The 25,660-nt window shown below is 71.3% G+C and carries 29 protein-coding genes; 11 read left to right on the forward strand and 18 right to left on the reverse strand.

Translation table 11 applies throughout. From position 1 onward, the window contains the following. Window positions 1–79: 79 nt before the first annotated feature. Entirely contained in the window at window positions 80–997 is a 918-nt protein-coding gene (miaA, locus tag ABD127_RS05175; protein ID WP_344198425.1) for a tRNA (adenosine(37)-N6)-dimethylallyltransferase MiaA, read from the reverse strand. 54 nt (window positions 998–1,051) lie between these two features. On the opposite strand from miaA, the gene ABD127_RS05180 reads away from it, so the two are divergent. The 4 genes from ABD127_RS05180 (at window position 1,052) to ABD127_RS05195 (ending at window position 6,936) form a co-directional block, all read left to right on the forward strand. After that, window positions 1,052–1,264: an Rv0909 family putative TA system antitoxin gene (locus ABD127_RS05180; RefSeq protein WP_344198427.1), complete on the forward strand. Its 213-nt coding sequence runs from the start codon at window positions 1,052–1,054 to the stop codon at window positions 1,262–1,264. 66 nt (window positions 1,265–1,330) lie between these two features. Beyond that, window positions 1,331–1,903: a hypothetical protein gene (locus tag ABD127_RS05185; protein WP_344198430.1), complete on the forward strand. Its 573-nt coding sequence runs from the start codon at window positions 1,331–1,333 to the stop codon at window positions 1,901–1,903. 117 nt (window positions 1,904–2,020) lie between these two features. Next, window positions 2,021–4,903 (forward strand): MMPL family transporter, encoded by a 2,883-nt coding sequence (locus ABD127_RS05190; RefSeq protein WP_344198434.1) that lies wholly within the window; start codon window positions 2,021–2,023, stop codon window positions 4,901–4,903. Continuing rightward, window positions 4,900–6,936, forward strand: coding sequence for a YhgE/Pip family protein (locus ABD127_RS05195; RefSeq protein WP_344198436.1), 2,037 nt, complete (start codon window positions 4,900–4,902; stop codon window positions 6,934–6,936). Before ABD127_RS05190 ends, ABD127_RS05195 begins: the two co-directional genes overlap by 4 nt. Before the next feature lie 21 nt (window positions 6,937–6,957). Here the strand turns inward: ABD127_RS05195 and miaB are convergent, their stop codons facing one another. Together miaB and ABD127_RS05205 are read right to left on the reverse strand one after the other, a co-directional pair. Then, entirely contained in the window at window positions 6,958–8,439 is a 1,482-nt protein-coding gene (miaB, locus tag ABD127_RS05200; protein WP_344198438.1) for a tRNA (N6-isopentenyl adenosine(37)-C2)-methylthiotransferase MiaB, read from the reverse strand. A gap of 22 nt (window positions 8,440–8,461) precedes the next feature. After that, window positions 8,462–8,944: a hypothetical protein gene (locus ABD127_RS05205; protein WP_344198440.1), complete on the reverse strand. Its 483-nt coding sequence runs from the start codon at window positions 8,942–8,944 to the stop codon at window positions 8,462–8,464. Between the two features lie 103 nt (window positions 8,945–9,047). Between ABD127_RS05205 and ABD127_RS05210 the strand changes: the two genes are divergently transcribed. Beyond that, window positions 9,048–9,764 carry a hypothetical protein gene (locus ABD127_RS05210; protein WP_344198442.1) on the forward strand — a complete coding sequence of 239 codons (717 nt, stop codon included), beginning with the start codon at window positions 9,048–9,050 and terminating at the stop codon, window positions 9,762–9,764. A 6-nt stretch (window positions 9,765–9,770) separates the two neighbouring features. On the opposite strand, the gene ABD127_RS05215 is transcribed toward ABD127_RS05210, so the two are convergent. Continuing rightward, on the reverse strand, window positions 9,771–10,229 hold the full coding sequence (locus ABD127_RS05215) for a hotdog fold domain-containing protein (protein WP_344198444.1): 459 nt from the start codon (window positions 10,227–10,229) through the stop codon (window positions 9,771–9,773). Window positions 10,230–10,307: 78 nt separating this feature from the next. Between ABD127_RS05215 and ABD127_RS05220 the strand changes: the two genes are divergently transcribed. Continuing rightward, window positions 10,308–10,787, forward strand: a complete 480-nt coding sequence (locus tag ABD127_RS05220) for an SRPBCC family protein (RefSeq protein WP_344198446.1) — start codon at window positions 10,308–10,310, stop codon at window positions 10,785–10,787. A 9-nt stretch (window positions 10,788–10,796) separates the two neighbouring features. Here the strand turns inward: ABD127_RS05220 and ABD127_RS05225 are convergent, their stop codons facing one another. The 12 genes from ABD127_RS05225 to dapA form a co-directional block, all read right to left on the reverse strand. Then, entirely contained in the window at window positions 10,797–11,324 is a 528-nt protein-coding gene (locus ABD127_RS05225; RefSeq protein WP_344198448.1) for a regulatory protein RecX, read from the reverse strand. 8 nt (window positions 11,325–11,332) lie between these two features. Continuing rightward, window positions 11,333–12,439 carry a recombinase RecA gene (gene recA / locus ABD127_RS05230; RefSeq protein WP_344198450.1) on the reverse strand — a complete coding sequence of 369 codons (1,107 nt, stop codon included), beginning with the start codon at window positions 12,437–12,439 and terminating at the stop codon, window positions 11,333–11,335. A gap of 183 nt (window positions 12,440–12,622) precedes the next feature. Then, window positions 12,623–12,817: a DUF3046 domain-containing protein gene (locus tag ABD127_RS05235; RefSeq protein ID WP_344198452.1), complete on the reverse strand. Its 195-nt coding sequence runs from the start codon at window positions 12,815–12,817 to the stop codon at window positions 12,623–12,625. 50 nt (window positions 12,818–12,867) lie between these two features. Next, complete coding sequence (locus ABD127_RS05240) at window positions 12,868–13,236, reverse strand: hypothetical protein (RefSeq protein ID WP_344198454.1); 369 nt, start codon at window positions 13,234–13,236, stop codon at window positions 12,868–12,870. Window positions 13,237–13,350: 114 nt separating this feature from the next. Continuing rightward, window positions 13,351–13,668 (reverse strand): helix-turn-helix domain-containing protein, encoded by a 318-nt coding sequence (locus tag ABD127_RS05245; protein WP_344198456.1) that lies wholly within the window; start codon window positions 13,666–13,668, stop codon window positions 13,351–13,353. A 97-nt stretch (window positions 13,669–13,765) separates the two neighbouring features. After that, a complete protein-coding gene (locus tag ABD127_RS05250) occupies window positions 13,766–14,245 on the reverse strand; it encodes a CinA family protein (protein ID WP_344198458.1) in 480 nt (159 codons plus the stop codon). 4 nt (window positions 14,246–14,249) lie between these two features. Beyond that, on the reverse strand, window positions 14,250–14,879 hold the full coding sequence (locus ABD127_RS05255; RefSeq protein WP_344198460.1) for a CDP-alcohol phosphatidyltransferase family protein: 630 nt from the start codon (window positions 14,877–14,879) through the stop codon (window positions 14,250–14,252). 30 nt (window positions 14,880–14,909) lie between these two features. Then, complete coding sequence (locus ABD127_RS05260; RefSeq protein WP_344198462.1) at window positions 14,910–15,347, reverse strand: hypothetical protein; 438 nt, start codon at window positions 15,345–15,347, stop codon at window positions 14,910–14,912. Between the two features lie 4 nt (window positions 15,348–15,351). Continuing rightward, a complete protein-coding gene (locus ABD127_RS05265; RefSeq protein ID WP_344198464.1) occupies window positions 15,352–17,835 on the reverse strand; it encodes an FtsK/SpoIIIE family DNA translocase in 2,484 nt (827 codons plus the stop codon). 68 nt (window positions 17,836–17,903) lie between these two features. Then, complete coding sequence (locus tag ABD127_RS05270; protein WP_344198466.1) at window positions 17,904–18,626, reverse strand: sirohydrochlorin chelatase; 723 nt, start codon at window positions 18,624–18,626, stop codon at window positions 17,904–17,906. Between the two features lie 170 nt (window positions 18,627–18,796). Further along, window positions 18,797–20,476, reverse strand: a complete 1,680-nt coding sequence (locus ABD127_RS05275) for a ribonuclease J (RefSeq protein WP_344198468.1) — start codon at window positions 20,474–20,476, stop codon at window positions 18,797–18,799. Next, on the reverse strand, window positions 20,473–21,378 hold the full coding sequence (dapA, locus tag ABD127_RS05280; RefSeq protein WP_344198470.1) for a 4-hydroxy-tetrahydrodipicolinate synthase: 906 nt from the start codon (window positions 21,376–21,378) through the stop codon (window positions 20,473–20,475). Before dapA ends, ABD127_RS05275 begins: the two co-directional genes overlap by 4 nt. Before the next feature lie 63 nt (window positions 21,379–21,441). Between dapA and ABD127_RS05285 the strand changes: the two genes are divergently transcribed. Then, window positions 21,442–22,230, forward strand: a complete 789-nt coding sequence (locus ABD127_RS05285) for a thioesterase family protein (protein ID WP_344198472.1) — start codon at window positions 21,442–21,444, stop codon at window positions 22,228–22,230. Between the two features lie 3 nt (window positions 22,231–22,233). On the opposite strand, the gene ABD127_RS05290 is transcribed toward ABD127_RS05285, so the two are convergent. Continuing rightward, window positions 22,234–22,707, reverse strand: coding sequence for a dihydrofolate reductase (locus ABD127_RS05290; protein WP_344198474.1), 474 nt, complete (start codon window positions 22,705–22,707; stop codon window positions 22,234–22,236). Further along, window positions 22,704–23,513: a thymidylate synthase gene (locus tag ABD127_RS05295; RefSeq protein WP_344198476.1), complete on the reverse strand. Its 810-nt coding sequence runs from the start codon at window positions 23,511–23,513 to the stop codon at window positions 22,704–22,706. The genes ABD127_RS05290 and ABD127_RS05295 overlap by 4 nt, the downstream gene beginning before the upstream one ends. A 59-nt stretch (window positions 23,514–23,572) precedes the next feature. Between ABD127_RS05295 and ABD127_RS05300 the strand changes: the two genes are divergently transcribed. From ABD127_RS05300 to ABD127_RS05315, 4 genes are read left to right on the forward strand one after another with little or no spacing between them, the layout of a single operon-like run. After that, on the forward strand, window positions 23,573–24,067 hold the full coding sequence (locus ABD127_RS05300; protein ID WP_344198478.1) for a hypothetical protein: 495 nt from the start codon (window positions 23,573–23,575) through the stop codon (window positions 24,065–24,067). After that, window positions 24,064–24,624: a GNAT family N-acetyltransferase gene (locus ABD127_RS05305; RefSeq protein WP_344198480.1), complete on the forward strand. Its 561-nt coding sequence runs from the start codon at window positions 24,064–24,066 to the stop codon at window positions 24,622–24,624. The genes ABD127_RS05300 and ABD127_RS05305 overlap by 4 nt, the downstream gene beginning before the upstream one ends. Continuing rightward, a complete protein-coding gene (locus ABD127_RS05310; protein WP_344198482.1) occupies window positions 24,621–25,307 on the forward strand; it encodes an AzlC family ABC transporter permease in 687 nt (228 codons plus the stop codon). The genes ABD127_RS05305 and ABD127_RS05310 overlap by 4 nt, the downstream gene beginning before the upstream one ends. After that, complete coding sequence (locus ABD127_RS05315) at window positions 25,300–25,608, forward strand: AzlD domain-containing protein (protein ID WP_344198484.1); 309 nt, start codon at window positions 25,300–25,302, stop codon at window positions 25,606–25,608. Before ABD127_RS05310 ends, ABD127_RS05315 begins: the two co-directional genes overlap by 8 nt. Window positions 25,609–25,660 lie beyond the last annotated feature (52 nt).

Below are 25,660 nucleotides of genomic sequence, written 5' to 3' on the forward strand. Positions count from 1 at the left end.
CCCGGCACCGGCGAGGTACGAGTCGGGGGGACGGCGACGAAGGAGCCGAGCGCCCCACCGACAACACCTCCGAGCGATGTCAGCCCCTGGGGACAACCACTTCGAGGGCCTGCTCCACCAGGTCCGGGGCGTCGTGCGGGAGCCAGGTGACCCGCGGGTCCTGGCCGAAGAGCCGCAGCTGCTTGCGCGCGAACCGCTGCGTCCCCAGGACCGTGCGCGCCCGCGCCTCGTCCTCTCCGATCTCGCCGGCCAGGTACGCCAGCGCCTCGGCGTAGCCGATCGCCCGCGAGGCCGTGGGCGCGTCACCCAGGCCACGAGCGGCAAGTCCGCGCACCTCCTCGACCAGCCCGGCGGCCCACATCGCCTCTACCCGAGCCGCGAGGCGGGCGTCCAGAAGCGTGAGGTCGGCCGTCAGCCCGACGAACGTCGCCGGTCCGATGACGGACTCGTGCGGGGGCATCGAGGCCCGGAACGGCTGCCCCGTGAGCTCCACGACCTCGAGCGCCCGCACGATCCGGCGGCCGTTGGAGGCGAGGATCTGCGCCGCGGCCGCCGGATCGACCGCGGCCAGCTCGCGGTGCAGGCGCGCTGCCCCGACCTCGTCGAGCCGCGCGGTCCAGCGGGCGCGGACCTGCGGATCCGTGCCCGGGAAGTCCAGGTCGTCGAACACGGCGCGGACGTAGAGCGACGAGCCGCCGACCACGATCGGCACGACCCCGCGGGCTCGGCAGTCGTCGACGACCTCGCGGGCAGCGCGCTGGAACTGCGCCACCGAGGCCGACTCCCCCAGGTCGAGGACGTCGATCAGGTGGTGCGGCACATCGCGCCGCTCGTGCGGCAGCACCTTGGCCGTGCCGATGTCGAGGTCGCGGTAGAGCTGATAGGCGTCGGTGCTGACGATCTCACCGCCGAGCCGCAGGGCCAGCTCGATCGCGAGGTCCGACTTGCCCACCCCGGTCGGGCCGACGACGCCCACCACGTGATCGATCGGCGCCATGGTGCCAGTCTCGCACTACGCTCGAGGGCACCAACCCACCCCACGGAGGTCACGATGGGTCTGCTCGACAAGCTCAAGAAGAACGCCCCGCAGCTCAAGGAGAAGGCCGCCGACCTGGCCGCCGAGCACGGCGACAAGATCGACCAGGCGATCGACAAGGCGGCTGGCGCGGCGGACAAGGCCACCGGGGGCAAGCACGCAGCCAAGATCGACCAGGCATCCGACAAGGCGAAGGACGCCGTCGACAAGCTGGGCGACCAGAAGTAGTCGCCCCGAGTCCGTGGGTCGGCCGCAGGCCCCGCACGGGGCCCACGGCCGTGACACCATGGCCCCGTGGTCGAACCGCTTCCGCCGTACCCCCCGCAGCACGACGCCTGGCGGTTCCCGCCTCCCCCGGTGTCGCGGCACTGGCTCTGGGTCGCGATCGGTGGCGGCGTCGTCGGCACGATCGCGCTCGTCGCGATGATCACCAGCCTGGCGATCGCCTCGACCTCCGACTTCCCCAGCACCGTCGACGACCCGGAGATCCTCGATGCGATCGACTCCGGCTGCGCGACGCTGCAGCAGGTCCGGTCGGTCGAGGTCGACAGTCTCGCGATCGACCGCGTCGCCCGCATCGAGGCACAGACCGCGATCGTCCGTGACGTCCTGGAAGGGTGGCTGGCCCTCGATCCCGACCTCCGCGCCTCCGACGAACCCTTCGACGACTGGCTCGGTGACTGGCAGCTCCTGGTCGACGCCCGCGACGCGTACGTCGTCGAGCTGCAGCGCAACCCGAACGCGACGTTCGACGAGCCCGAGGTCGACGGTGAGCTCCTGGTCGACCGCATGGACGCGGTCATGACCGGCTGCTCCGTCCCGAGCACCCTGGTGCGCCCCGACGAGGGCATCAGCGCCCGCACCTGAGCCCGCCGAAAGTGCCCCTGACCTGCGCATCTGTGCGCAGGACGTGTGACTCAACCGACACCCGCGACACCCGTTGGATACATTGACGTATCGAATACAGGACCGTATCGTCAACGCGTGTCGACCTTCCTGTACGGACTGGGCCGCTGGGCGTATGTCCACCACCGTCGCGTGATCCTGGGCTGGGTCGCGGTGATCCTCGCCGTCGGCGGAGCCGCCGCCGTCCTGGGCGACGGGACCCGCAACTCCTTCGAGATCCCGGGCACCGAGTCGCAGGAGGCGATCGACGCCCTCGATCGCACCTTCCCGGAGCTGAGCGGCGCCGGCGCCTCGCTGGTCGTCGTGGCCCCTGAGGGCACGACGATCGACTCCCCTCGCACCCGGACCCTCATCGAGGACGCCGTCGCACAGATCGAGGACGTCGACGGTGTCACCGAGATCGTCTCGCCGTACGCCGACGGCAACGACGTCGGCATCTCGGACGACCGCCAGGCCGCCCAGGTCCTGGTCCAGTTCGACACCGGGCTGGAGGACGTCGACCCCTCCGCCCGCGACGAGCTCGTCGCCTCCTCCACGGCGCTGGACGAGGCCGGGTACACCACGGCCTTCGGCGGCGACGTGTTCACCAACACGGGTCCGCAGCTCTCGATCGTCGAGATCTTCGGTGTCATCGTCGCGTTCATCGTGCTGCTGCTGATGTTCCGCTCGCTCCGGGCAGCCATGATCCCTATCGTCACGGCGCTCGTCGGCGTGATCGTGGCCGTCGGCCTCACCTACGCCGCTACCGGCTTCGTGACGATCTCGAGCACCGCACCACTCCTGGCACTCATGATCGGGCTCGCGGTCGGCATCGACTACGCCCTGTTCATCGTGTCGCGGCACCGCGAGCTGCTGGCCGACGGCGTCGAGCCCGACGAGGCCGCCGCCCGGGCCACGGCGACCGCTGGGTCGGCCGTCGTGTTCGCCGGTGTCACGGTCGTGATTGCCCTGGTCGGCCTGAGCATCGCCCAGATTCCGTTCCTGACCGTGATGGGCGTCGTCGCCGCGTTCGCGGTGATGGTGGCGGTCGCCGTGGCACTGACCCTGCTCCCGGCGATGCTCGGCCGCTCCGGCGCCCGACTCGCCCCCGACCGACAGCACCCTCCGGGCGGGTTCTCGCGCCGCTGGGTGCAGGCCGTGATCCGCTTCCCGAAGACCGCGATCGTCCTGATCGTCGTGGGGCTCGCGATCACGACCCTCCCGGCACCGGACCTGCGCCTCGCCCTGCCCACCAACGGCTCCGCGCCGCACGACTCGACGCAGCGCGAGGCCTTCGACCTCATCGACGAGCACTTCGGGCCCGGCTTCAACGGCCCGCTGCTGGTCACGTCCGACCTCATCACCTCGACCGACCCGATCGGCGTCGTGGAGTCGATCACCGACGACATCCGTGGGCTCGAGGGCGTCGCCGCGATCGGCCTGTCGACCCCGAACCGGACCGGCGACACCGGCATCGTGCAGGTCTTCCCGACCTCCGGGCCCGACGCCGCAGCCACGCACGACCTCGTCGACCGGATCCGCGAGCTCGCCCCGCAGTGGGAGCAGGAGCACGGCGTCGACGTGCAGGTCACCGGCCTCACAGCCGGTGGCATCGACATCTCCGACCGCCTGCAGTCGGCGCTCCTGCCGTTCGGCCTCGTGGTGGTCGGTCTGTCGGTGCTGCTGCTCCTCATCGTCTTCCGCAGCATCGTGGTGCCGCTCAAGGCGACCCTCGGGTTCCTGCTCTCGACCGGCACGGCCTTCGGTGCCGTCGTCGCGGTGTTCCAGTGGGGCTGGCTCGGCCCGGTGGTCAACCTCGACGCCCCCGGACCACTCATCAGCTTCCTTCCCATCATCCTGATGGCCGTCCTGTTCGGTCTCTCGATGGACTACGAGGTCTTCCTGATGTCGCGGATGAAGGAGGAGTACGTCCGCACCGGCGACGCCCGTCGCGCGATCGTGGACGGCTTCGTGGGCAGCTCGCGCGTCGTCACCGCAGCGGCCGTCATCATGCTGGCGGTGTTCGCGGCGTTCGTGCCCGACGGCGACCCCAACATCAAGGCGATCGCCTTCGCCCTCGCGATCGGCGTGTTCGTCGACGCCTTCCTGATCCGCATGCTGTTCGCGCCGGCCGTGCTGCACCTGTTCGGCCAGCGCGCCTGGGCGCTCCCCCGGGCGCTGGACCGCGTCCTGCCCCACGTCGACGTCGAGGGCGAGGCCCTGCACCGACGCGTCGAGCTGCAGGCGTGGCCGCGGCGCGACTCCCGGGCCGCCGTGACGGCTGCCGGGCTCACGGTGTCCGGCACGCAGGGGCTGGTCTACAACGACGTGTCGATCGACCTCCCCGAGGGGCACTGGTTGGTCGTGCACGGGCCGAGCGGCTCGGGCAAGACCGCCCTGCTGCTGACCCTGGCCGGCCGCATGGACTACGACCACGGCCGCCTGCGCGTCAACGGGTTCCTGCTGCCCCAGGAGGCGCGCTCGGTCCGTCGCTCGGTGTCGCTCGCCGAGACCGCCGGGCTCAACGACCTGGACGACAACCTCAGCGTCGACCAGCACATCGCCGAGCGCCTCTCGATCCGTCGCTTCGGCTTGTGGATCTCGCGCTCGCGGCTGGCCCCGGTGCGCCAGCAGCTCGACCGGGCGCTGGCCCACGCCCACGCCGTGCGGGGCGTGCCGCACGAGGCCGTCGAGGGTCGGACGCCCGTCGCGCGTCTGACCCCGCTGCAGCGCACCGTGTTCGGCGTCGTGCTGGCCCTGCAGGAGTCGCCGCGCCTGATCGTGCTCGACGACGCCGACAACCTCCGCATCGGCGACGAGCTTCCCCTGCTCTGGGACGCTCTCGCGCACCTGCTGGACGAGTCCGGGGTCGCCCTCGTGGCGAGCATCCTCTCCCCCAGCGCCGCGCCGCCGCCGTCCGATCGTGTCCACCTCGTGGAGCTCGACACCTCCCGCACCCTTGATGAGCTGATGCTGCCATGATCCCCTCCCCGGCCCTCCCCTGGTTCGAGCTCGCGCGTCTGCGTCGCAGCCGTCTTGCGCGTGCTGCCGTCGTGGCGGTCAGCATCGTGCCCCTCCTGTACGGAGCGCTCTACATCTGGGCGAACCTCGACCCCACCGGCAACCTCGACCAGGTCCGCGCTGCCGTCGTCAACGAGGACGAGATCGTCGAGATCACCGGACCCGACGGCACGACCGAGCCGGTCGCCGTCGGACGGCTGCTGGCCGCGAACCTGATCGGCGACGACGAGGGGTCCAACTACGACTGGGTGCTGACCGACGCCGAGGACGCGAGCGCTGGCCTGGCCTCGGGCGAGTACAAGGCCGTGCTGACGATCCCCGAGAACCTCTCCGCAGCGGCGACCTCCACCTCCGGCGATCCGAGTGAGGCCGTGCAGGGCCAGCTGGACCTGCGTACCAACGACGGCGTCAACTACATCAACGGCACGATCGCCGAGCGCATCCTCGACGCCGCTCGCGCCGCGCTCAACGCCCAGGTCACCGAGACGTACCTCGACAACGTCTACCTGGGCTTCAGCGACATCCGCGCCTCGCTCCAGGAGGCGGCCGACGGCGCCGCCCAGCTCGCGAGCGGGGCCGGCGAGCTCGCCGAGGGCACCGACCAGCTCGAGGACGGCGCGACCCAGCTCGCCGCGGGCAACCGTCAGCTGGCCAACGGTGCGGGGCAGCTCGACGACGGTGCCTCCCAGCTCGCGTCCGGCCTCGGTCTGCTGCAGTCCCAGACCGGCACGCTCGGGGCCGACACGCAGCGGCTCGCGGACGGTTCACGCCAGGTGGCCGACGGCACGGCGCAGCTCAACCAGACCGTCCAGCAGGTCACCCAGGCCCTGCTGGGAGCCACCGACAACGCGTCGGCCGACATCGACACCCTGGCGGCGACCCTGGTGACCCTGGCCGACCAGTGCGACGCCGCTGCGACTGAGGGCGTCGACTGCTCGCTGCTGCGCCAGGCCGCCACCCAGTCCGGCGACCTCAAGGGCTTCGTCGACGACGTGCGCGGCGGGGCTCAGCAGGTCAGCTCGGACACGGCCGCCCTCGCCTCCGGCGCCGGCCAGGTCGCCGCCGGCAACCAGCAGCTCGCGTCCGCCGTGCCGACGCTGCTGTCCGCGATCGACCTGGCCTCGGGCGGTGCCAGCACGCTGGCCGACGGCACCAGCCGCCTCTCCACCGGTGCCGACGCCGCAGCCTCGGGTGCCGATGCCCTGGCCGGCGGCGTGACCGAGCTCGCGAACGGCGCCGACCAGCTCGCGGCGGGGGCCTCCGACCTCGCCTCAGGGCTCGACGAGGGTGTCGACCAGGTCCCGGAGTACGACGAGGCGGATCGCGACCAGCTCGCGTCCACCGTGGCCACCCCGATCGAGGACGCCGCCAACCGCGTCAACGGCGTCGACAACTACGGCACCGCCCTGGCGCCCTACTTCATGGCGTTGGCGCTGTGGGTCGGTGCGATGGCGATCTACCTGCTGCTGCGTCCGTTCTCGGACCGCGCGATCGCCTCGACCGCCGGCAGCGTGCGCATCGCCCTCGCCGGACTCGCGCCCGGCCTGGCCCTCGCCGCCGTGCAGGCCCTCCTGCTCGTCGCCGTGGTCGAGGGCATCGTGGGCATCCACCCGGCCGACCGGCTGCTGCTGATCGGCACGGCGCTGGCCGCCGGAACCGTCTTCACGGCGATCAACCAGATGTTCATCGCCCTGTTCGGGGCAGCCGGGCGCTTCCTGGCGCTCGTCCTGGTGTGCCTGCAGCTGACCTCGGCCGGAGGCACCTACCCGATCGAGACGGCACCGGCGTTCTTCGGCTTCCTGCACGACCTGCTGCCGATGACGTACGTCGTCGACCTGTTCCGTGCCGCGACAGCGGGCGGCGGGCAGTCGATCGGACGCGACTTCTTCGCGCTCGGCGTGTTCACGGTGCTCGCCCTGTCGGTCACGGTGCTCGCGGCCTACCGCCGCCAGCGCGTCACCATCACCCGGCTCCACCCGACGCTGGTCGTCTGACCCGGGTCGGTCCCGGGGGCATCAGATCGCGCAGGCTGGGGCGGGCGGCAGGGGTGCCGGGACGCCGAGGCTCGGCATGCCCAGGCCGACGGCCGACCCGGGCCGCACCTCGGTGCGACCGCTCAGCGCCTCCCAGGCGTCGCCAGCGCTGGTTCGACGCACCAGCAGCGGTGGCAGGTCGCTCACCAGGTGGTGCGGGGCGGCTTGGGTGATCTCGACCTCGACGACGTCACCGGGACGCGCGTCCGAGTCGGCGGGCACGAAGTGCACGAGTCGGTTGTCGCGCGCGCGGCCGGTGAGACGCTCGGTCGCCCGGTCCTTCTTGCCGCTCGTGTCGGCCACGAGCAGCTCGACCCGCCGACCCACGATGGCCTGGTTCTCGGCCCACGCGATCGCATCGACCTCGGCGGCGAGGCGGAGGTAGCGCTCCTTCACGACCTCGGGCGCGATCTGGTCGTCCAGGTCGGCGGCCGGGGTGCCGGGGCGCGGCGAGTACTGGAACGTGAAGGCGCTGCTGAAGCGGGCCTGGCGCACGACCTCGAGCGTCTGCTCGAAGTCCTCGTCGGTCTCACCCGGGAAGCCCACGATGATGTCGGTCGTGATGGCGGCGTCGGGCATCGCCGCGCGGACGCGGTCAATGATGCCGAGGTACTTCTCGCGTCGGTACGACCGGCGCATCCGCTTCAGGACGTCGTCGGAGCCCGACTGCAGCGGCATGTGCAGCTGCGGCATGACGTTGGGCGTCTCGGCCATCGCGGCGATGACGTCGTCGGTGAAGTCCTTGGGGTGCGGGCTCGTGAATCGCACGCGCTCGAGCCCCTCGATCTGCCCGCAGGCCCGCAGGAGCTTCCCGAACGCCTGACGGTCCCCGAACTCGACGCCGTAGGAGTTGACGTTCTGACCCAGCAGCGTGACCTCGACGACCCCGTCGGCGACGAGCGCCTCGACCTCGGCGAGCACGTCGCCCGGGCGGCGGTCCTTCTCCTTGCCGCGCAGGCTCGGCACGATGCAGAACGTGCACGTGTTGTTGCAGCCGACGCTGATCGAGACCCAGGCCGCGAAGACCGAGTCACGCTTGGTGGGCAGCGACGAGGGGAAGGTCTCGAGCGCCTCGAGCACCTCGACCTGCGCCTCTTCCTGCACGCGGGCCCGCTCCAGCAGGACCGGAAGGGAACCCACGTTGTGGGTGCCGAACACGACGTCGACCCAGGGAGCACGCTGCGTGATGGTGGCGCGGTCCTTCTGCGCCAGACAGCCGCCGACCGCGATCTGCATGCCCGGCTTCTCCGCCTTCAGCTGCGCGACGTGACCGAGGTTGCCGTACAGCTTGTTGTCGGCGTTCTCGCGCACGGCGCAGGTGTTGAACACGACGAGGTCGGGTGTCGCACCGCCCGCCTTCTCGGCGGCGGTGTACCCGGCCGTCTCCAGCAGACCGCTGATCCGCTCGGAGTCGTGCACGTTCATCTGGCACCCGTAGGTGCGCACCTCGTAGGTCTTCGTCATGACCGGACCAGGATACGCGGGCTCAGCAGCCTCCCCCGTCGCCCCCGACTCCTCCGAAGCCGCCGGCAGACTCACCGAAGTGCGTTGCGACGACGTCCGCCGGGGCGTCGGTCACCGTGAGCACGACCTGGTCGACGCTGGAGAGGTCGGCCGACAGGTACCGGTAGTCCGCCAACCAGCAGCTCCCGATGCCGAGCAGCACCCGCACCTGCTCCCGGCTGACGGGGGTGCCGGACTCGGCGAGAGCCTGCGCGAGGTCGTCACCGACGCCGCGGCCTGCGACCCTGCGCACGACGGTGCGGACGACGCCGATCATGACCGCCCCCCACACGAGTCCGGCCAGGAGCCAGGCGGGGCCGTCGGACCGCGCCACGACGGCGATCGCACCAAGCGCGACCACCGACGCCGCAGCACACGTCGACCATCGAGCGCGGGACAGCGCCGCGAGGTGGGCCGCCCGTTGGGCGTCCCAGGACGAACGCGGGTACTCGATCGTGGTGGTCATCGACGTCCTCCTCGTGACGCGAATGTAGGGCAGACCTGGCCGCGCGGTGACGGATTCGGCGAACGCGCCACGCTGTGGTCCTTCTGTGCCCGAAGATGTGCGCATGACGATGCCGCCGGTCCCGCGTCCGCCCGACGAGACCCCCGGGACTGCTCCCGCCCCGCTACCGCTTCAGGTCGCATCGCGAGGTCAGTCGTCGCCGGGTGCCGTGCTGGCCGTCTCGCTCACGAGCCTGGTCGTCGTGCTGTGCCTGACGGCGGTGACGATCGTCGCGCTCGCCCGCGGCGGGAGTGGCGACGACACCGAGCGCATCGCCGACCTGCTGGAGGAGCTGACCGAGTTCCCCGACGACGGGTACGCCTGGGGCTACGAGGACGACGAGTACTTCGACGACTACGAGGGTGACTACGTCGTCGAGGACGACGACGTCTACGACGCCGTCGAGCAGCCCTGCATCGACTTCCTGGACGCGTCCGAGGCGCTGCCGTTCCTCGGCCCCGGCGATCCAGTCGCCGCGCTGACAGCCGTCCGTGACGCGGTCGGATCGATCATCGCCGCCGTGGACGAGACCGGGGCCGACGACACCGACACGGAGGCGTGGCGGGCCGACCTGGAGACCCTCCGGACCCAGCTCGACGAGGCGATCGGGGTCGCGACGGCCGGTGGCTATCCCGAGCTGGACCTGGCCACCGACGGCGACCTTGCGTTCCGCATGTACTGGGGCGCACCCATCGGCTGCGAGCCGCCCCTGCGCCTCCTGGCGCTCGACCCGGACTACCCGGTCGACGGCGGCGGGTACAGCTACAGCTACGCGTCGTGAGGCGGGCTACTTCTTCGGCGTGACCCAGAGGTGGATCGTGCCGGCGACGACGACGGTGCCGTCGGCGCGGGTGGCCTTGACCGTGATCGGCACGTCGGGTCCGTTGGCCCAGGCCTCGGCGGTCGACTCGGCCGTGCAGACCAGGTCGCTCGTGGACTTGGCCAGGTACTCGACCTCCATGCCCTTGGGCAGCCAGCGCGCACCCTTCGGGCAGGTCGCCTCGGCCAGCAGGCCCATCGCGGCCTCGAGACCGTTGCACACGGCGATGGCGTGCACCGTGCCGATGTGGTTCTGCACCGAGCGACGCTTCGGGATCGTGATCTGTGCGAAGTGCGGCGACATCTCGTCGACCTTCAGGTGGATCGAGGCGAAGTAGGGCGCCTTCTGGCTGAACGCGATCGAGAACAGACGCTTGCCCTGGGGCAGCGCGGTGATCTTGCGGTACAGGTCATAGGTCGAGGCCATGCGACCATGTTACTCGCAGGTAATGCCCTCTGACCAGCAGCGTCGCCGCCCACGACGGATTCCGCCTACGGTGGGCCCATGCCACAGGTCGTCGCACGGACGTGGGTGCCGGTCGCGCCCGAGGTCGCGTTCGCAGTGTCGCAGACCACCGGCGAGACGCGCCGGCGATGGGACCGGTTCATCCGGCACCAGCACCTGGTCGACGCGTCCGTGCCCGCCAAGGGTGTCCGCACCTTCACCCGAGCCCGGGTGGGGCCGTCGATGGTGAGCGAGTACGTCTCGTACCGACCGCCGACCTCGGTCGGCATGACGATGGTCGACGGCCCCTGGTTCTTCGCGTCCTTCGGCGGCGGCTGGCGGTTCACGCCGGAGACGCGGGACGGCACCGCCGGATGCCTGGCCACCTGGAAGTACACCTACGCGGTGCGTCCGGCGTGGTTGCGGCGGATCGCCGAGCCGATCGGTCAGTGGCTTCTCGGACGCGAGATCCACGCGCGGATCGAGGCCTGGGCGGGTGGCTGCGTCGACCCCGAGGTGCTGCGCACCCTGGAGTCGTAGGACACCGGCCTACATCGAGTCGAGCGGCTCGGCCTCGGCACCCAGCTCGGTGCGGACGACCTCGAACGCCAGACCGGGCGGGTAGCCCTTGCGGGCGAGCATCCCGACCAGGCGTCGGGTCTGCACCTGCGGGTCGAGCCCCGCCATCGAGCGCAGCTTGGTCTGGACGAGTCGGTGGGCCGACTGCCGCTCCGACTCCGGGTCGATCTCGGCGAGCGCCTCGCGGGCGATCTCGTCGTCGATGCCCTTCTGGCGCAGCTCCATCGCAAGAGCCCGCGTGGCGAGTCCCTTGCCGCGCTGACGCCCCTCGACCCAGGACCGCGCGAACGCCGCGTCGTCGACCAGCCCGGCGCTCTCGAAACGGTCGAGGACCGCCGCGGCGACCTCGGCCGACACTCGCTTCTTGGCGAGTGCCTGCTCGAGGTCGGCGCGGCTGCGGGGTCGCTCGGCCAGCCGGTCGTAGAGGACCTGCTTGGCCAGGGCGTAGTCCTCGGCCGGTTCGCGCGCGGGCTCGTCGTCACCCGAGTGCGTCGTCATGGCGAGACTCAGAAGTCGACCTCGGTGACGGTGGAGTCGTCGTCCTCGGTCTCCTCGATCGCCGCCTCGACACCAACTCCGAGGTGGGCCTTGACGCGGCGCTCGATCTCCTCGGCGAGGTCGGGGTTGTCGGCCAGGAACTGGCGGGCGTTCTCCTTGCCCTGCCCGAGCTGGTCGCCCTCGTACGTGTACCAGGCGCCGGCCTTGCGGACGATGCCCGCGTCGACGCCGACGTCGATCAGCGAGCCCTCGCGGCTGATGCCCTTGCCGTACATGATGTCGAACTCGGCGACCTTGAACGGCGGGGCCAGCTTGTTCTTGACGACCTTGACCTTGGTGCGGTTGCCGACCATGTCGGTGCCGTCCTTGAGCGTCTCGATGCGTCGCACGTCGAGGCGGACCGAGGCGTAGAACTTCAGCGCCTTGCCGCCCGTGGTGGTCTCGGGCGAGCCGAACATGACGCCGATCTTCTCGCGCAGCTGGTTGATGAAGATCGCCGTGGTGCCGGACCCGTTGATGGCACCGGTCATCTTGCGCAGCGCCTGGCTCATCAGGCGGGCCTGCAGACCGACGTGGCTGTCGCCCATCTCGCCGTCGATCTCGGCACGGGGCACGAGCGCCGCGACGGAGTCGATCACGATGATGTCGAGCGCGCCGGAGCGGATGAGCATGTCGGCGATCTCGAGCGCCTGCTCACCGGAGTCGGGCTGTGAGACCAGCAGCGCGTCGGTGTCGACGCCCAGGTTGCGGGCGTACTCCGGGTCGAGCGCGTGCTCGGCGTCGATGAAGGCCGCGACGCCGCCGGCCTTCTGCGCGTTGGCCACCGCGTGCAGGGCGACCGTGGTCTTGCCGGAGGACTCCGGGCCGTAGATCTCGACGACACGACCGCGGGGCAGACCGCCGATGCCGAGCGCGATGTCGAGCGCCGTGGCGCCGGTGGGGATGATGTCGATCTTGGTGCGGCCACGCTCGCCCAGACGCATGACGGCACCCTTGCCGTGCGCGCGGTCGATCTGGGCGATGGCGTTGTCGATGGCCTTGGCGCGCTCGTCCGACGAGCCGTTGCCCTCACCGGTGAGTCGGGTGACGGGGGCTGTTGCGGTCCTGGGAGGCATGCGGGGTGTCCGTTCTGTCGTGGGTGGCGCGGCATCTACGACGCTAGGAGAGACCACGGACATTTTGTGGACCTCGTCGATCCGTCTGTGGACAGCTCTCTCGGTGCGTCTACCTGGGGACGACAGTACGGGAACAGGTGTTCGAAGGCACGCAGCCGGCGCGCGACACGCCGGCGTGTCGCGTCAGCGCTCGCTGGGCGGGAGCTGCAGGCGCGAGTGCACCGCGCGCCAGACCTGCTTCGGCGCGACACCCGCGTCGAGCGCCTCGGTGGGCGTGCGGTGGTCGAGGTCGCCGATGACCTGGGTGTCGGCCCAGACACGGGCGTACGACTCCCCCAGGTGCAGGTCCATCCGCTCCCAGAACTCGCTGTGCCTCATCGAGAACAGCATGACACGCGTCCTCCAAGCGTTGGCCGAGCCCGCCTCCCTCACACGGTCACGAGACCCGCGACGACCCCCATCCCCACCGGAAGCAGGAGGGCCCAGGACGCGGCTGGATGGTCATGCCGCCGGCCCCAGCCCATCAGCGCCGCCGCGACGATGCCAAACGCACTTCCGTACACGAGCAGGTCCGATGTGTCGAGGCCCGACCAACCACGGGCCAGCACGGTCGCGATGACAGCCGGACCCACGAACAGCAGGACCGCGGCGATCGTGTCGGACGCGGTGATGACGGTCACCTCGACCTCGGAGCGTGTGCGGCGCGCCCGAGCGGCCTGGACGCACAAGGTCACCACCACCACGACTTGCAGCGCGGTGGCAAGGATGAAGATCGCTCGGAAGGCGTCGCTCAGCATCCGTCGCTCCTCCTCGCTCACGTGAAGCCGTACGCAGGCGGACGCTAGAGGAGCGCCACGGCACTCGGCAACGACGAGGTGGCCGTCAGCTGCGGCCCTGTTGGACTCTCCGGCTCAGGCCGCTGAGGCGCGGACGCCGTCGACGGCGATCGAGGAGACGCTGGCGAGCGGGGCGGGCGCGACCTGCTGCGTGGCGAGCTCGTGCAGCTCCATCTGGTCGGCGACGTCGCGCAGGACCGACGAGAGCGGCACGTCGAGCGCCTCGGCCAGAGCCGCGAGCAGCTCGGAGCTGGGCTCCTTCTGGCCGCGCTCGATCTCGGAGATGTAGCCGAGGCTGACGCGGGCCCGACCGGAGACCGCGCGCAGGGTCAGGCCCTGCTCCGCACGGTGCGCACGGAGGACCTCGCCGACGAGCTGTCGCATCGTGGCCATGGCCGTACCTCCACTGGTTCTTCGGTCGTGCACCACCGTACCGACTGGAGCACGGGGTGGTACCGGTGACAACGCCGGACGGACCGGAGTTCTTCCGTCAAGCGCCTGCCGGTCCTGCCAGCCTAGCGAGTGCCTGCGACAGGAGGACGTCGACCGTGCTCCTGCGGATCGTGGGCCGGTCGCCCTCGAGGTCGAGGACCCAGTCCTCGGTGCCGCTCGCGGTGGCCATCGCGACGTGCACGCGGCCGACCGGCTTGCCCTCGGACGGGTCGGGTCCGGCGTTGCCGGTCGTCGCCAGGCCCACGTCGGCGCCCAGGCGCTCGCGCACGCCCTCGGCCATCGCCCGGGCGACGGCGGCGTCGACGGTCCCGACCGACGCGATCAGCGCCTCCGGCACGCCGAGCGCGTCGCGCTTGACGTCGGCGGCGTAGGCGACGACTCCGCCGCGGACCACGGCCGACGCGCCGGGGACCGACACGAGCTCGGCGCAGACCGCGCCGCCCGTGAGCGACTCCGCGGTCGCCACCGTGAGCCCGCGCGCCACGAGCAGCGCGACGAGCTCGTCGGCGACCGTCACCGGCTCAGGCGTCCTGCGCGGCGAGCCAGTCGGCCCGGAGCTTGCGGGCGTCGATCACGTACTGGACGCCGGTGACCATCGTGATGACGAAGGCGACCGCGAGGAACACGTGCGCGACCCAGGTGGTGATGTCGCTCGCCGTCGTGTCCCAGATCTCGAGCGGCAGCGAGTACAGACCCAGCGCACCGGCCTGCATCGTGGTCTTGATGCGTCCGCCCTGGCTCGCCGGCATGACGCCATACTTCGCGATGAACAGGCGCATCACGGTGATGCCCCACTCCCGCACGAGGGTCAGGATCGCGACGACCCAGAAGAGCCAGTGGTCGAAGATGATGCCCAGGCCGATGAACGCCATGCCCGTGAGCGCCTTGTCGGCGATCGGGTCGGCGAGCTTGCCGAAGTCGGTCACGAGGCCGCGGCTGCGGGCCAGGTCGCCGTCGATGCGGTCGGTGATCATCAGCAGCGAGAACGCGACGAACGACCAGACGCGCAGCTCCGTGTCGGAGCCGCCGTCGCTCAGCAGGAGCCATCCGTAGAACGGGACGCCGACGATGCGCAGGACCGTCAGGGCGTTCGCGATGTTGAGGTTGCTCGGGGGCGCGGACTGCGTGGGGCCGGAGGTCGGCTCAGGCATGGGTGCCTCTCAGGCGGGGGCGGGAACGCCTCAGTATGCGGCAGGGCCGCGGCGACGCGCCAACTCGGCGATCGCGCGCTCGGGTCCGACGGTCGTCGCGAAGCCGACCGGCGTCGAGTAGACCTTGCGCCCGTCGAGGCTGATGACCTTGACGCGGGCGTCGTCGCGGATGCCGTACCGGGGCTCCACGCGGATCTCCCCCATCTCGTCCCAGAGCAGCCCGATCCAGCCGTCGTCGGTCTGCAGGCGCACCCCGTGGTCGTCGGCGACGAACAGCGGTGTGCGGGCGTCGACAGTTCCCCGCAGGAGCGCGACGGCGAGGACCACGAGGACGCCCGTGCCGATGTAGACCAGCGGCTCCGGGCGCGCGTACGCCACGTAGCCGAGCCCGGCCGCGACCAACAGGCACAGGCCCGCGACGGCGGCGTATAGCCCCACCCGACGGTGAATCTCGAACGGCTCGTTCACGGCGTCACTCCGCGCCGATCGTGGCGAGGACCTGGTCGAGCTCGTCGGGCTTGATCAGCACGTCACGGGCCTTCGAGCCCTCGCTCGGGCCCACGATGCCGCGGCTCTCCATGATGTCCATGAGTCGCCCCGCCTTCGCGAAGCCGACCCGCAGCTTGCGCTGCAGCATCGAGGTCGAGCCGAACTGCGTGTTGACCACGAGCTCGACGGCCTGCATCACGAGGTCGAGGTCGTCGCCGATGTCGTCGTCGAGCTCGCGCTTGCTCTGCTGCACGGCCGTGACGTCCTCGCGGTACGAGGGCTCGAGCTGGGTCTTGCAGTGGTCGACGACCGCCACGATCTCCTGCTCGGTGATCCACGCTCCCTGCATGCGCATCGCCTTGCTGTGCCCCATCGGCAGGAACAGGCCGTCGCCCTGCCCGACGAGCTTCTCCGCGCCGGGCTGGTCGAGGATGACACGGCTGTCGGCCAGGGAGCTCGTGGCGAACGCGAGCCGGCTGGGCACGTTGGCCTTGATCAGGCCGGTCACGACGTCGACCGACGGACGCTGGGTCGCCAGCACCAGGTGGATGCCCGCAGCGCGCGCGAGCTGCGTGATGCGGACGATCGAGTCCTCGACGTCGCGCGGGGCGACCATCATGAGGTCGGCGAGCTCGTCGACCACGACGAGCAGGTACGGGTACGGCGCCAGGACGCGCTCGCTGCCGGGCAGCGGCTTGACCGCCCCGGAGCGGACGGCCTTGTTGAAGTCGTCGACGTGGCGGAAGCCGTAGGCCGACAGGTCGTCGTAGCGCAGGTCCATCTCGCGCACGACCCACTGCAGCGCCTCGGCGGCCTTCTTGGGGTTGGTGATGATCGGCGTGATGAGGTGCGGGATGCCCTCGTACGCCGTCAGCTCGACCCGCTTGGGGTCGACCAGGATCATCCGGACCTCGTCGGGCGTCGTGCGCATGAGGATCGAGGAGATCATCGAGTTCACGAAGCTGGACTTGCCGGAGCCCGTGGCACCGGCGACCAGGAGGTGCGGCATCTTGGCGAGGTTGGCCACGACGTAGCCGCCCTCGACGTCCTTGCCGAGGCCAACGACCATCGGGTGGTGGTCGCCGCGCGCCTTCGCGGAGCGCAGCACGTCACCGAGGCTGACCATCTCCTTGTCGGCGTTGGGGATCTCGACGCCGATCGCGGACTTGCCGGGGATCGGGCTGAGGATGCGGACCTCGTTCGAGGCGACCGCGTAGGCGATGTTCTTGCTCAGCGCCGTGACCTTCTCGACCTTGACCGCGGGGCCCAGCTCGACCTCGTAGCGGGTCACGGTCGGGCCGCGCGTGTAGCCCGTGACGGTCGCGTCGATCTTGAACTGCTCGAGCACCTCCGTCAGGCGGCCCACGACGTCGTCGGACGCCTTGCTGCGCGCCTTGTGCGGGGTGCCCTCGCGCAGCACGGTGCTGTCGGGCAGGGAGTAGACGATGTCGCCGGCGAGCTCGAGCTGCTCCGCCCGGGCGGGCAGCGGCTCCATCGGCGGCACCTCGACGGGCTCGTCGTCGACGACGTCCTCGACCGGCTCGGGGCCGGGACGGCGCGAGCCCTTGGGCACGACCGGCTCCTCGGCGAGCTCGGGGTCGGGCACGATCGGGTCCTCGTAGGGCTCCTCCTCGGGCAGCACCGTCCGCGGGTGACGACGCGGGGAGGCGTCCTCCTCGACCTCGGGCTCGGGCTTGCGTCGCAGGACGGTGTCGCGCAGCGCCTGCAGGCGCGCCGGCACGGCGTGCACGGGCGTGTTGCTGAGGATCAGGACGCCGAAGGCCACGACGAGCACCAGCAGCGGCGCGACGACGAACGGGGTCTTCAGCAGGTCGATCAGAACCGCGGAGAACAGGTAGCCGATGGCGCCGCCGGCCTCGCGGACCGCCGCCATGTCGTTGGGGCGCGGCACGCCGTGCGCCAGGTGGACGAGACCGAGCACGCCACCGACGACCGCGATCCACGCGATGAGCTGCCGGCCCGCCGGGCCCTGGGCCTCGGGATGACGCAGCGTCCGCCAGGCGATGACGCCGAACAGGATCGGGACGGCACCGGCGAGCACGCCGACGCTGCCCTCGCAGATCTGGCGCACGCCGCGGCCGACGGGGCCGGGGATCTGCCACCAGGTCGACGCGGCGGCGACGATCGCGATGCCGACGATCGCCAGCCCCACGCCGTCGCGGCGCAGCGCGGGATCGAGGTCCCGGGCGCTGCTGCCGATCGAGCGCGCGATCGCGCCGACGGCCGTGGCGACGCCGAGCCAGATCGCGCGGAGCATCCGCCCGATCCCGTTCACGAGCGCGGCGAGGCCGCCTCCGGAGGCACCACTGCTCGACCCGCCCGTCTTCTTCGGGGCGGGTCGTCGGGTGGTGGGTTTGCGGGCCGGGCTCCGACCGCCGTTCGCACGGCTGCGGGCCTGGGATCCGGACGGCCGCTTGCGCGGCGGGGAAGTCGTGCGGGTCGCCATGGCGTCAGCCTAAAGGAGAACTCGAGACTTTCTCAGGATTGGGGCCCTGAACTCCTGCGTGGCGCAGGTCACCCGTGGGCGGCGCGGTGCTCGCCGTCGTCGGCGGACAGCCACCCCGAGCGGGAGCGCGCACGAGCCAGCACGAGGCCCACGAGACGCTGGTCGGGCGCACCCGGCGGCACGAGCGGGGCGGTGACGACGTCAGCGCCGCAGAGCAGCATCTGGTCGTGCGCGACGCCGGACGTCAGCACGTACGAGCTCACGACGACGCGCTTGCCGTACGCGCGGGCCACGTCGATCGCGTCGCCGAGGTCGGCGTCGAGTCCTGCCAGCGTCCCGACGTGCACCCGACCGCCCCACACCGCGCTCAGCAGGCGGGCGGCCTTGCTGACGTCCTCGACGGCCGCCTCGTCGGTCACGGCGTCAGCCGCGAGCACGATCGTGTCGTCGGGACGCGCTCCCGCCTCCATCAGGCGCTGGACGCCGATCTCGGCCAGGACCCAGTCCGGACCGATCGGGGCGGTGACCGACACCGAGGGGTCCTGGCGCGCGGCAGCGACCATGGCGCGCAGCGGGAGCGGGTCGCGGGTCAGCAGCAGCGGCACGATGGCGCGCGGGCCTGCGGTCGTGCGGACGACCTCGGCGAGCGTCGGCGACTGCTGGTCGACGTAGCCGTCGGCCACGTCGAGCCCGTGCGCCTCCCGGCGCACGGCGTTGATCAGCCGCGACACGTTGGCGCGTCCGTCGGCGCTGTGCGTGCCCGACGAGCCGACGATCAGGACACGACTCACCACGTCTGCTCCCCCGTCCACGCAGACGATGCGGCTCCCCCGAGTTCTCGCACCACGTTGCCTGCGTTCACCGGTTCAGCGTGCGGGCGGCGTGTTTCGACGCCGTTTCCCGACGGGGTCGGCGCCGTGACAATCGGCACCCCGGGTGACGGACCCGGGGTGGGGGCGGCTCAGGTCTCGATGACGATCGGCACGATCATCGGGCGACGCCGCAGCGTGCGCCCGGCGAACGAGCCGAGGGTGCGGCGGATGACCTGCTGGAGCTGGCGCGAGTCGCGCGTGCCCTCCGACAGGGCGTCCTCGAGGGCACGCACGATCTTGGGCGTGATGCCGTCGAAGACGCTGTCGTCCTCGGCGATGCCGCGCGCGTGGATCTCCGGACCCGTGATGATCTTGCCGTTGGTGGAGTCGACCACCACGACGACCGAGATGAAGCCCTCCTCCCCCAGGACGCGGCGGTCCTTGAGGTCGGAGTCGGAGATGTCGCCGATCGAGGACCCGTCGACGTACACGTAGCCGCAGTCGAACGCACCCGTGATCGAGGCGTGGCCGTCGACGAGGTCGATGACGTAGCCGTCCTCGGCCAGGAGCACGTTCGGGACGCCGGTCTTGCGCGCCAGGGCGCCGTTGGCGTGCAGGTGGCGGATCTCGCCGTGCACCGGCATCACGTTGGTCGGCTGGACGACGTTGTAGCAGTACAGGAGCTCGCCGGCCGAGGCGTGACCCGAGACGTGCACCAGCGCGTTGCCCTTGTGCACGACGGTGGCGCCGAGCTTGGTCAGGCCGTCGATGACCCGGGAGATCGAGTTCTCGTTGCCGGGGATGACCGACGACGCCATCAGGACCGTGTCGCCGGGCTCGAGCTCGACCTGCTGGTGGCTCTTGTTCGCCATGCGCGACAGGGCCGCCATGGGCTCGCCCTGCGAGCCGGTCGACATCAGCACCATCTTCTCGGGCGGGGCGGCGTCGATCTTGTCGACGACCACGCCGTCGGGCACGTGGAGGTAGCCGAGGTCGCGCGCGATCTGCATGTTGCGCACCATCGAGCGACCGACGTAGGCGACCTTGCGGCCGTGCTTGGCGGCGGCGTCGAGCACCTGCTGGACACGGTGCACGTGCGAGGCGAACGAGGCGACGATGATGCGCTTCTGGCTGCTGGCGAAGACCGCGTCGATCGCCGGGGTGATGTTGCGCTCCGACGTCGTGAAGCCGGGCACCTCGGCGTTGGTCGAGTCGGTCAGGAACAGGTCGACGCCAGCCTCGCCGAGGCGCGCGAACGCGCGCAGGTCGGTGATGCGGCCGTCGAGCGGCAGCTGGTCCATCTTGAAGTCGCCGGTGTGGAGCGCGACGCCGGCCGGCGTCGTGATCGCGACGGCGAGCGCGTCGGGGATCGAGTGGTTGACCGCCACGAACTCGGTCGAGAACGGACCGAGCTCGAGGGTGTCGCCCTCCTTGACGATGTGGCGGGGCACCTCCTTCAGACGGTGCTCCTTGAGCTTCGGGGCCACCAGCGCCAGCGTCAGCTGCGACCCCACGACGGGGATGTCGCCCCGCTCGCGCAGCAGGTACGGGACCGCGCCGATGTGGTCCTCGTGACCGTGCGTCAGCACGATCGCCACGATGTCGTCCAGACGGTGACGGATCGGCTGGAAGTCCGGCAGGATCAGGTCGACGCCCGGGTGGTGCTCGTCGGGGAACAGCACGCCGCAGTCGACGATCAGCAGCTTGCCGCCGTACTCGAACACGGTCATGTTGCGGCCGACCTCGCCGAGGCCACCGAGCGCGAAGACGCGCAGAGCACCTTCCGGCAGCGGCGGCGGGGTGGGCAGTTCGGAGTGCAAGTGGCTCATGCCGAGTAGTCCTTGATTGCGGCGCGGATGACCGCGACCTGCTGGTCGGTGGCCTGCGACAGCGGCAGGCGCACCCGGGGTGAACTGATGAGGCCCAGCTCGTGGACCGCGGCCTTCGCCGCGATCGCACCCTGGGTCTGGCCCATGAGCGCAGCGACGAGACCGATGAGGTCGCGATCGATGCGCCGGGCGGTGGCGAGGTCGCCGGCGTCGACCGCCTCGACCATGGCCTTGTACTGAGCGGCGGCGACGTGTCCCACGACGCTCACGACGCCCGCGGCACCGACCGCGAGCCAGCCCAGGTTCAGCACGTCGTCGCCGGAGTACAGCGCGAGGTCGGTGTTGTCGAGGATCCAGGCACCGCGGTGCAGGTCGCCCACGGCGTCCTTGACCGCCGTGACGGTCGGGCGGTCGTTCATCGCGAGGTAGGTCTCGCGCGACAGCTCGGTGCCGGTGCGGCCCGGGATGTCGTACAGCATCACCGGGACGTCACCGGCAGCAGCGATCACCGCGTCGACGTGGCCGATGATGCCGGCCTGCGGCGGCTTGGAGTAGTACGGCGTCACCAACAGCAGGCCGTGCGCGCCGATCGCCGTGGCGGCCTGGGCCAGCTCGACGGAGTGACGCGTGTCGTTCGTGCCGACCCCCGCGACGACGGTGGCGCGGTCACCGACGGCCTCGAGCACGGCGGCCAGCAGTCGGCCGTCCTCCTCGCCGGTCGTGGTGGGCGACTCGCCCGTGGTGCCCGAGACGACCAGACCGTCGTTGCCCGCGTCCACCAAGTGGCTGGCGAGCTTCTGGGCACCGTCGAGGTCCAGGGCGCCGTCGTCGGTGAACGGCGTGACCATCGCGGTGAGCACACGCCCGAAGGGCGCACCTGGAGTGGCGAGCGGTGACGTCATGCCGCCAGGTTATCGCGAGGTGGCCGGGCTCCCGTCGCCAGCCGCGCCGTGCAGGATGGTGCCATGACCTTCGAGCTCGATGCGGCGACGAACTCCGTCTCCACCGGCCCCGGGACCCGCTCCGTCGAGCTGACGGACGCATGGAACACCCCGGCCGGGACGGCGAACGGCGGCTACCTGCTGGCGATCCTCCTGCGGGCCGCCCTGGAGGAGTCCGACAAGCCCGATCCACTCTCGGTCGCGGTGACGTATCTCAAGCCGACGACCCCCGGCCCGGCCGAGCTCACCGTCACCCCCGTGCGCGAGGGACGTCGGGTCGCGACCTACACCGTGGTGCTGAGCCAGGCCGGCTCGCCGATCACGCACGCCGTCGTGAGCCTGCACGACGCCGACCTCGCCGGCGACCAGCAGCACGACGACGACGTCGCTCCCGCCGTGCCCGCACCGGCCGACGGCATCGACCCGATGGAGGGCTGGCCGGCCGGCACCATCCCGATCGCCGACCGCTACACGACCCGCCACGCCGCGGTGCCCGGGTGGCTCGCCGGCACGCCCTCGGGTCGGCCCGAGGCGGCCTTCTGGATCCGGCCAGTCGACGAGCGCCCGGTCGACGCCTTCGCCGCCGGGGCGATCGTCGACGCCTATCCGCCCGTCGCCGCCGAGCTGGGCCAGATCGCGTCGGCGACGATCCAGCTCACGGTGCACTTCTGGCGCCGGTTCACGTCCGACTGGGTCCTGATGGAGGTCGTGACCCGGCGGATCGTCGACGGGTTCCACGACGAGGACGTGCGTCTCTGGGACACCGAGGGGCGCCTCGTCGCGACCAGCCGCCAGCTGGCGCTGCTGAGCTGAGGGTCAGCCGCGCTCGTAGGTGACGATCTCGAAGCCGGCGTGCGGTACCGAGCCCACCTCGTGCCAGGCCTGCCAGTCGATCTCCGGGAAGGACGCGTCGCCCTGGGGCGACTGAGACACGCGGGTGACCACCAGGACGTCGACCAGACCACGCTCGAGCGCCTCGGCATACACCTGCGCACCACCGACCAGGAAGACCTCGTCGTCGAGCTCGTGCGCCCGCGCCAGCGCGTCGTCGAGCGAGTGCGCCACCTCGACGCCCTCGGCCGACCACTCGGCCTGCCGGGTGACCACGATCGTGGTGCGCCCGGGGAGGGGTCGACCGATCGAGTCGTAGGTGGCGCGGCCCATGACCATGGGGTGGCCCAGGGTGATGCGCTTGAAGTGGGCCAGGTCCTCCGGCAGGCGCCAGGGCAGCTGCCCGTCGACACCGATGACGCGATTGGCGCCCATGGCCACGACCAGGGTGACGGTCATACGGCGATGGGCGCCTTGATGAGCGGGTGCGGGTCGTAGCCGACGACCTCGATGGACTCCAGGCCGAAGCCGTCGATGTCGGTGACCGACGGGTCGAGGCGCAGCTGCGGCAGGGCCCGGGGCTCGCGGGTGAGCTGCTCGCGCGCCTGGTCGAGGTGGTTGAGGTACAGGTGCGCGTCGCCGAGCGTGTGGACGAAGTCGCCCACCTCGAGGCCCGCCACCTGGGCGACCATGTGCGTCAGGAGCGCGTACGAGGCGATGTTGAAGGGGACGCCGAGGAAGACGTCGGCCGAGCGCTGGTACATCTGGCAGCTCAGGCGGCCCGGGCCGTCCTCCTGCGGGGTCACGTAGAACTGGAAGAACGCGTGGCACGGCGCGAGCGCCATCGCGCCGAGGTCGGCCACGTTCCAGGCGCTGACGATGTGCCGGCGCGAGTTCGGGTCGGACTGCAGGGCCGCGATGACGCCCCGCAGCTGGTCGATCGTCTCGCCCGACGGCGTGGGCCACGACCGCCACTGGTGGCCGTAGACCGGGCCGAGCTCGCCGTTCTCGTCGGCCCACTCGTCCCAGATCGAGATGCCGTTGTCCTGCAGCCACTTCACGTTGGTCTCGCCGGAGACGAACCACAGCAGCTCGCCGACGACCGACTTGAGGTGGATCTTCTTGGTCGTGACGAGGGGGAAGCCCTCGCGCAGGTCGAAGCGCATCTGGTGGCCGAACACGCTCCGCGTCCCGGTACCGGTGCGGTCTCCCTTCTCGACGCCGTCGTCGAGGATGCGCTGCACGAGGTCCAGGTACGCCTGCATGCTGCGAGGTTACTACCGGAGCAGTGGGCGACACGGGACCACTGTGGGAAGATCTCGCCATGGCCCAGAACGAGTACGACGCCACCCCCCGGGAGCTGCGCAACTTCGCGCTGCTGCAGATCGTGCTGACGGCAGGCTTCCTCGCCGTCCTGTTCGTGATGCTCGGAGGCACGGACGCCGAGCGCCCGCACTGGGCGGTCTGGGTCGGACTCCTGGCCGCCGTCGCGCTCGGCGGCATCCTCGCCGACCGTGTCTGGCTGTCGGCCGAGCCCCTCGACCCCGCCGCCGACGCCGAGGAGAACCGCACGGCCGCGGTCGGCGTGTTCGCCGCCCAGACCGTGCGCAAGCTCCTCCTGTGCGAGGCGCCGATGCTGATCGCCGTGGTCGTCGCGTTCGTGACCGACTCCGGTGGCTGGCCCATCGCGATCGCCGGCCTCCCGGGCCTCATCGTCATGTCGTTCGAGATCTGGCCGTCGCTGCGCAACGTCTCCATGACCGAGACGATGCTCAACGCCGAGGGCGCGGAGTCGGACCTCATCGACTCGTTCGTGTGAGCGGCGCCTCCTCCACGGGAGCAGGCGACACCGTCCGCCTGGCCTGGCCCGACGACGCCGCGACCCTGGCGGCGCTCCAGCGACGCACCTGGCTGGCCGACGGGATGTTCGGCGTGTCCGACGAGCAGGGCCTGGCCGACGCCTTCGGCGACCTCGACGAGCACGCCGACCGCTGGCGGAGCACGCTGACCCACTCCCCCGAGGCGCGGTTCCGCGTGCTCGTGGCTGCCGCTGACGGCGTGGTCGTCGGCTTCGCCGTCGTGCACCCCGGCACCGATCCGGACGCCGACCAGGTCCGCGACGCGGAGCTGGGCGACCTGGCCGTCACGCCGGACGCGCGCCGCGCCGGTCACGGCACCCGACTCGTGCAGGCCGCGGTCGACACCGCAGCGGCCGACGGCTTCGGCCTCCTGCGGGCCTGGGTCGCCGCAGGGGACGACGCCACCCGCCTGCTGCTGACGACGGGCGGCTGGGCCTCCGACAGCGCCCACCGCGAGCTCGAGGCACCCGACGGTCTTCGGCTCAAGCAGGTGCGTCTCCACACGACGATCGCATGAGCGAGGCGGACGACCGCACGGCGCGACGCGCCGTGATCCGCGACTCGCTCGGCGTGGGCGTGGGCGTGGGCCTGTACGGCGTGACGTTCGGCGCCCTCGGCCCCGCCGCGGGGCTCAGCGTGTGGCAGACCTGCGCCCTGTCGCTGCTGGCCTTCACGGGGGCCTCCCAGTTCGCCTTCGTCGGGGTCGTGGCCTCGGGCGGCTCCCCGCTGGCCGGCGCCCTCACCTCGGTGCTGCTGGGCGGACGCAACGTCTTCTACGGCATCAGCATGGCGCCGCACCTACAGGTCAGCGGGTGGCGGCGCTGGGCCACGGCGCACCTCGTGATCGACGAGTCGACCGCGATGGGCGTGAGCCGTCCGACCACGGAGCAGGCACGGCTCGGCTTCTACTGGACCGGCATCACGATCTTCGTGTTCTGGAACCTGACGACCGCGATCGGCGCGATCGCCGGTGAGGCGATCGGCGACCCGGAGGCGATCGGCCTCGACGGCGCCGTCGCGGCGGCGTTCCTCGGGCTCCTGTGGCCGCGCCTCGACTCCGCCCTGACACGGGGGGTCGCCGTCGTGGGCGTCGTGCTGGCGCTGCTCCTGGTGCCGGTCACGGCCCCGGGCGTGCCGATCATCCTCGGCGGTCTCTCGGCCGTCGTCCTGGGCCTGGTGTGGGGGTCGCGCCGTGGGTGACCTCTGGTGGGGCGTGCTCGTGGTGTGCGTGGGCTGCTACGCCCTCAAGCTGGCGGGGCTCTCGGTGCCGCCGGTCGTGCTCGAGCACCGGCTCACCGTGCGGGCCACCGCCCTGATCCCGGTCGGCCTCCTGGCCGCCCTGGTGGCCGTTCAGGCCGCGGCCGGGGACCGCGAGGTCGTGGTCGACGCGCGGCTGGCGGGCGTGGCGGTCGCCGTGGCCTGCCTCCTGGCGCGGATCGCGTTCCTGCCGATGCTGGTCCTGGCCGCCGCAGCCACCGCCCTCACCCGCCTCGTCACCTGACCCCACCAGATCTGCGCACTTCCTCGGCAGAAACAGCCCGATCCGGCCGAAG

The organism is Aeromicrobium alkaliterrae, assembly GCF_039529015.1.
Lineage (GTDB): Bacteria > Actinomycetota > Actinomycetes > Propionibacteriales > Nocardioidaceae > Aeromicrobium > Aeromicrobium alkaliterrae.

What these genes read in the sequence shown, in the direction of transcription:
- ABD127_RS05195 (WP_344198436.1), top strand. Translation starts at nt 4,900, where the DNA reads ATGATCCCCTCCCCGGCCCTCCCCTGGTTCGAGCTCGCGCGTCTGCGT.
- dapA (WP_344198470.1), bottom strand. Translation starts at nt 21,378, where the DNA reads ATGACGTCACCGCTCGCCACTCCAGGTGCGCCCTTCGGGCGTGTGCTC.
- ABD127_RS05285 (WP_344198472.1), top strand. Translation starts at nt 21,442, where the DNA reads ATGACCTTCGAGCTCGATGCGGCGACGAACTCCGTCTCCACCGGCCCC.
- ABD127_RS05180 (WP_344198427.1), top strand. Translation starts at nt 1,052, where the DNA reads ATGGGTCTGCTCGACAAGCTCAAGAAGAACGCCCCGCAGCTCAAGGAG.
- ABD127_RS05215 (WP_344198444.1), bottom strand. Translation starts at nt 10,229, where the DNA reads ATGGCCTCGACCTATGACCTGTACCGCAAGATCACCGCGCTGCCCCAG.
- ABD127_RS05300 (WP_344198478.1), top strand. Translation starts at nt 23,573, where the DNA reads ATGGCCCAGAACGAGTACGACGCCACCCCCCGGGAGCTGCGCAACTTC.
- ABD127_RS05225 (WP_344198448.1), bottom strand. Translation starts at nt 11,324, where the DNA reads ATGACGACGCACTCGGGTGACGACGAGCCCGCGCGCGAACCGGCCGAG.
- miaB (WP_344198438.1), bottom strand. Translation starts at nt 8,439, where the DNA reads ATGACGAAGACCTACGAGGTGCGCACCTACGGGTGCCAGATGAACGTG.
- miaA (WP_344198425.1), bottom strand. Translation starts at nt 997, where the DNA reads ATGGCGCCGATCGATCACGTGGTGGGCGTCGTCGGCCCGACCGGGGTG.
- ABD127_RS05265 (WP_344198464.1), bottom strand. Translation starts at nt 17,835, where the DNA reads ATGGCGACCCGCACGACTTCCCCGCCGCGCAAGCGGCCGTCCGGATCC.
- recA (WP_344198450.1), bottom strand. Translation starts at nt 12,439, where the DNA reads ATGCCTCCCAGGACCGCAACAGCCCCCGTCACCCGACTCACCGGTGAG.
- ABD127_RS05275 (WP_344198468.1), bottom strand. Translation starts at nt 20,476, where the DNA reads ATGAGCCACTTGCACTCCGAACTGCCCACCCCGCCGCCGCTGCCGGAA.
- ABD127_RS05255 (WP_344198460.1), bottom strand. Translation starts at nt 14,879, where the DNA reads ATGCCTGAGCCGACCTCCGGCCCCACGCAGTCCGCGCCCCCGAGCAAC.
- ABD127_RS05290 (WP_344198474.1), bottom strand. Translation starts at nt 22,707, where the DNA reads ATGACCGTCACCCTGGTCGTGGCCATGGGCGCCAATCGCGTCATCGGT.
- ABD127_RS05205 (WP_344198440.1), bottom strand. Translation starts at nt 8,944, where the DNA reads ATGACCACCACGATCGAGTACCCGCGTTCGTCCTGGGACGCCCAACGG.
- ABD127_RS05220 (WP_344198446.1), top strand. Translation starts at nt 10,308, where the DNA reads ATGCCACAGGTCGTCGCACGGACGTGGGTGCCGGTCGCGCCCGAGGTC.
- ABD127_RS05210 (WP_344198442.1), top strand. Translation starts at nt 9,048, where the DNA reads ATGACGATGCCGCCGGTCCCGCGTCCGCCCGACGAGACCCCCGGGACT.
- ABD127_RS05235 (WP_344198452.1), bottom strand. Translation starts at nt 12,817, where the DNA reads ATGAGGCACAGCGAGTTCTGGGAGCGGATGGACCTGCACCTGGGGGAG.
- ABD127_RS05310 (WP_344198482.1), top strand. Translation starts at nt 24,621, where the DNA reads ATGAGCGAGGCGGACGACCGCACGGCGCGACGCGCCGTGATCCGCGAC.
- ABD127_RS05240 (WP_344198454.1), bottom strand. Translation starts at nt 13,236, where the DNA reads ATGCTGAGCGACGCCTTCCGAGCGATCTTCATCCTTGCCACCGCGCTG.
- ABD127_RS05245 (WP_344198456.1), bottom strand. Translation starts at nt 13,668, where the DNA reads ATGGCCACGATGCGACAGCTCGTCGGCGAGGTCCTCCGTGCGCACCGT.
- ABD127_RS05295 (WP_344198476.1), bottom strand. Translation starts at nt 23,513, where the DNA reads ATGCAGGCGTACCTGGACCTCGTGCAGCGCATCCTCGACGACGGCGTC.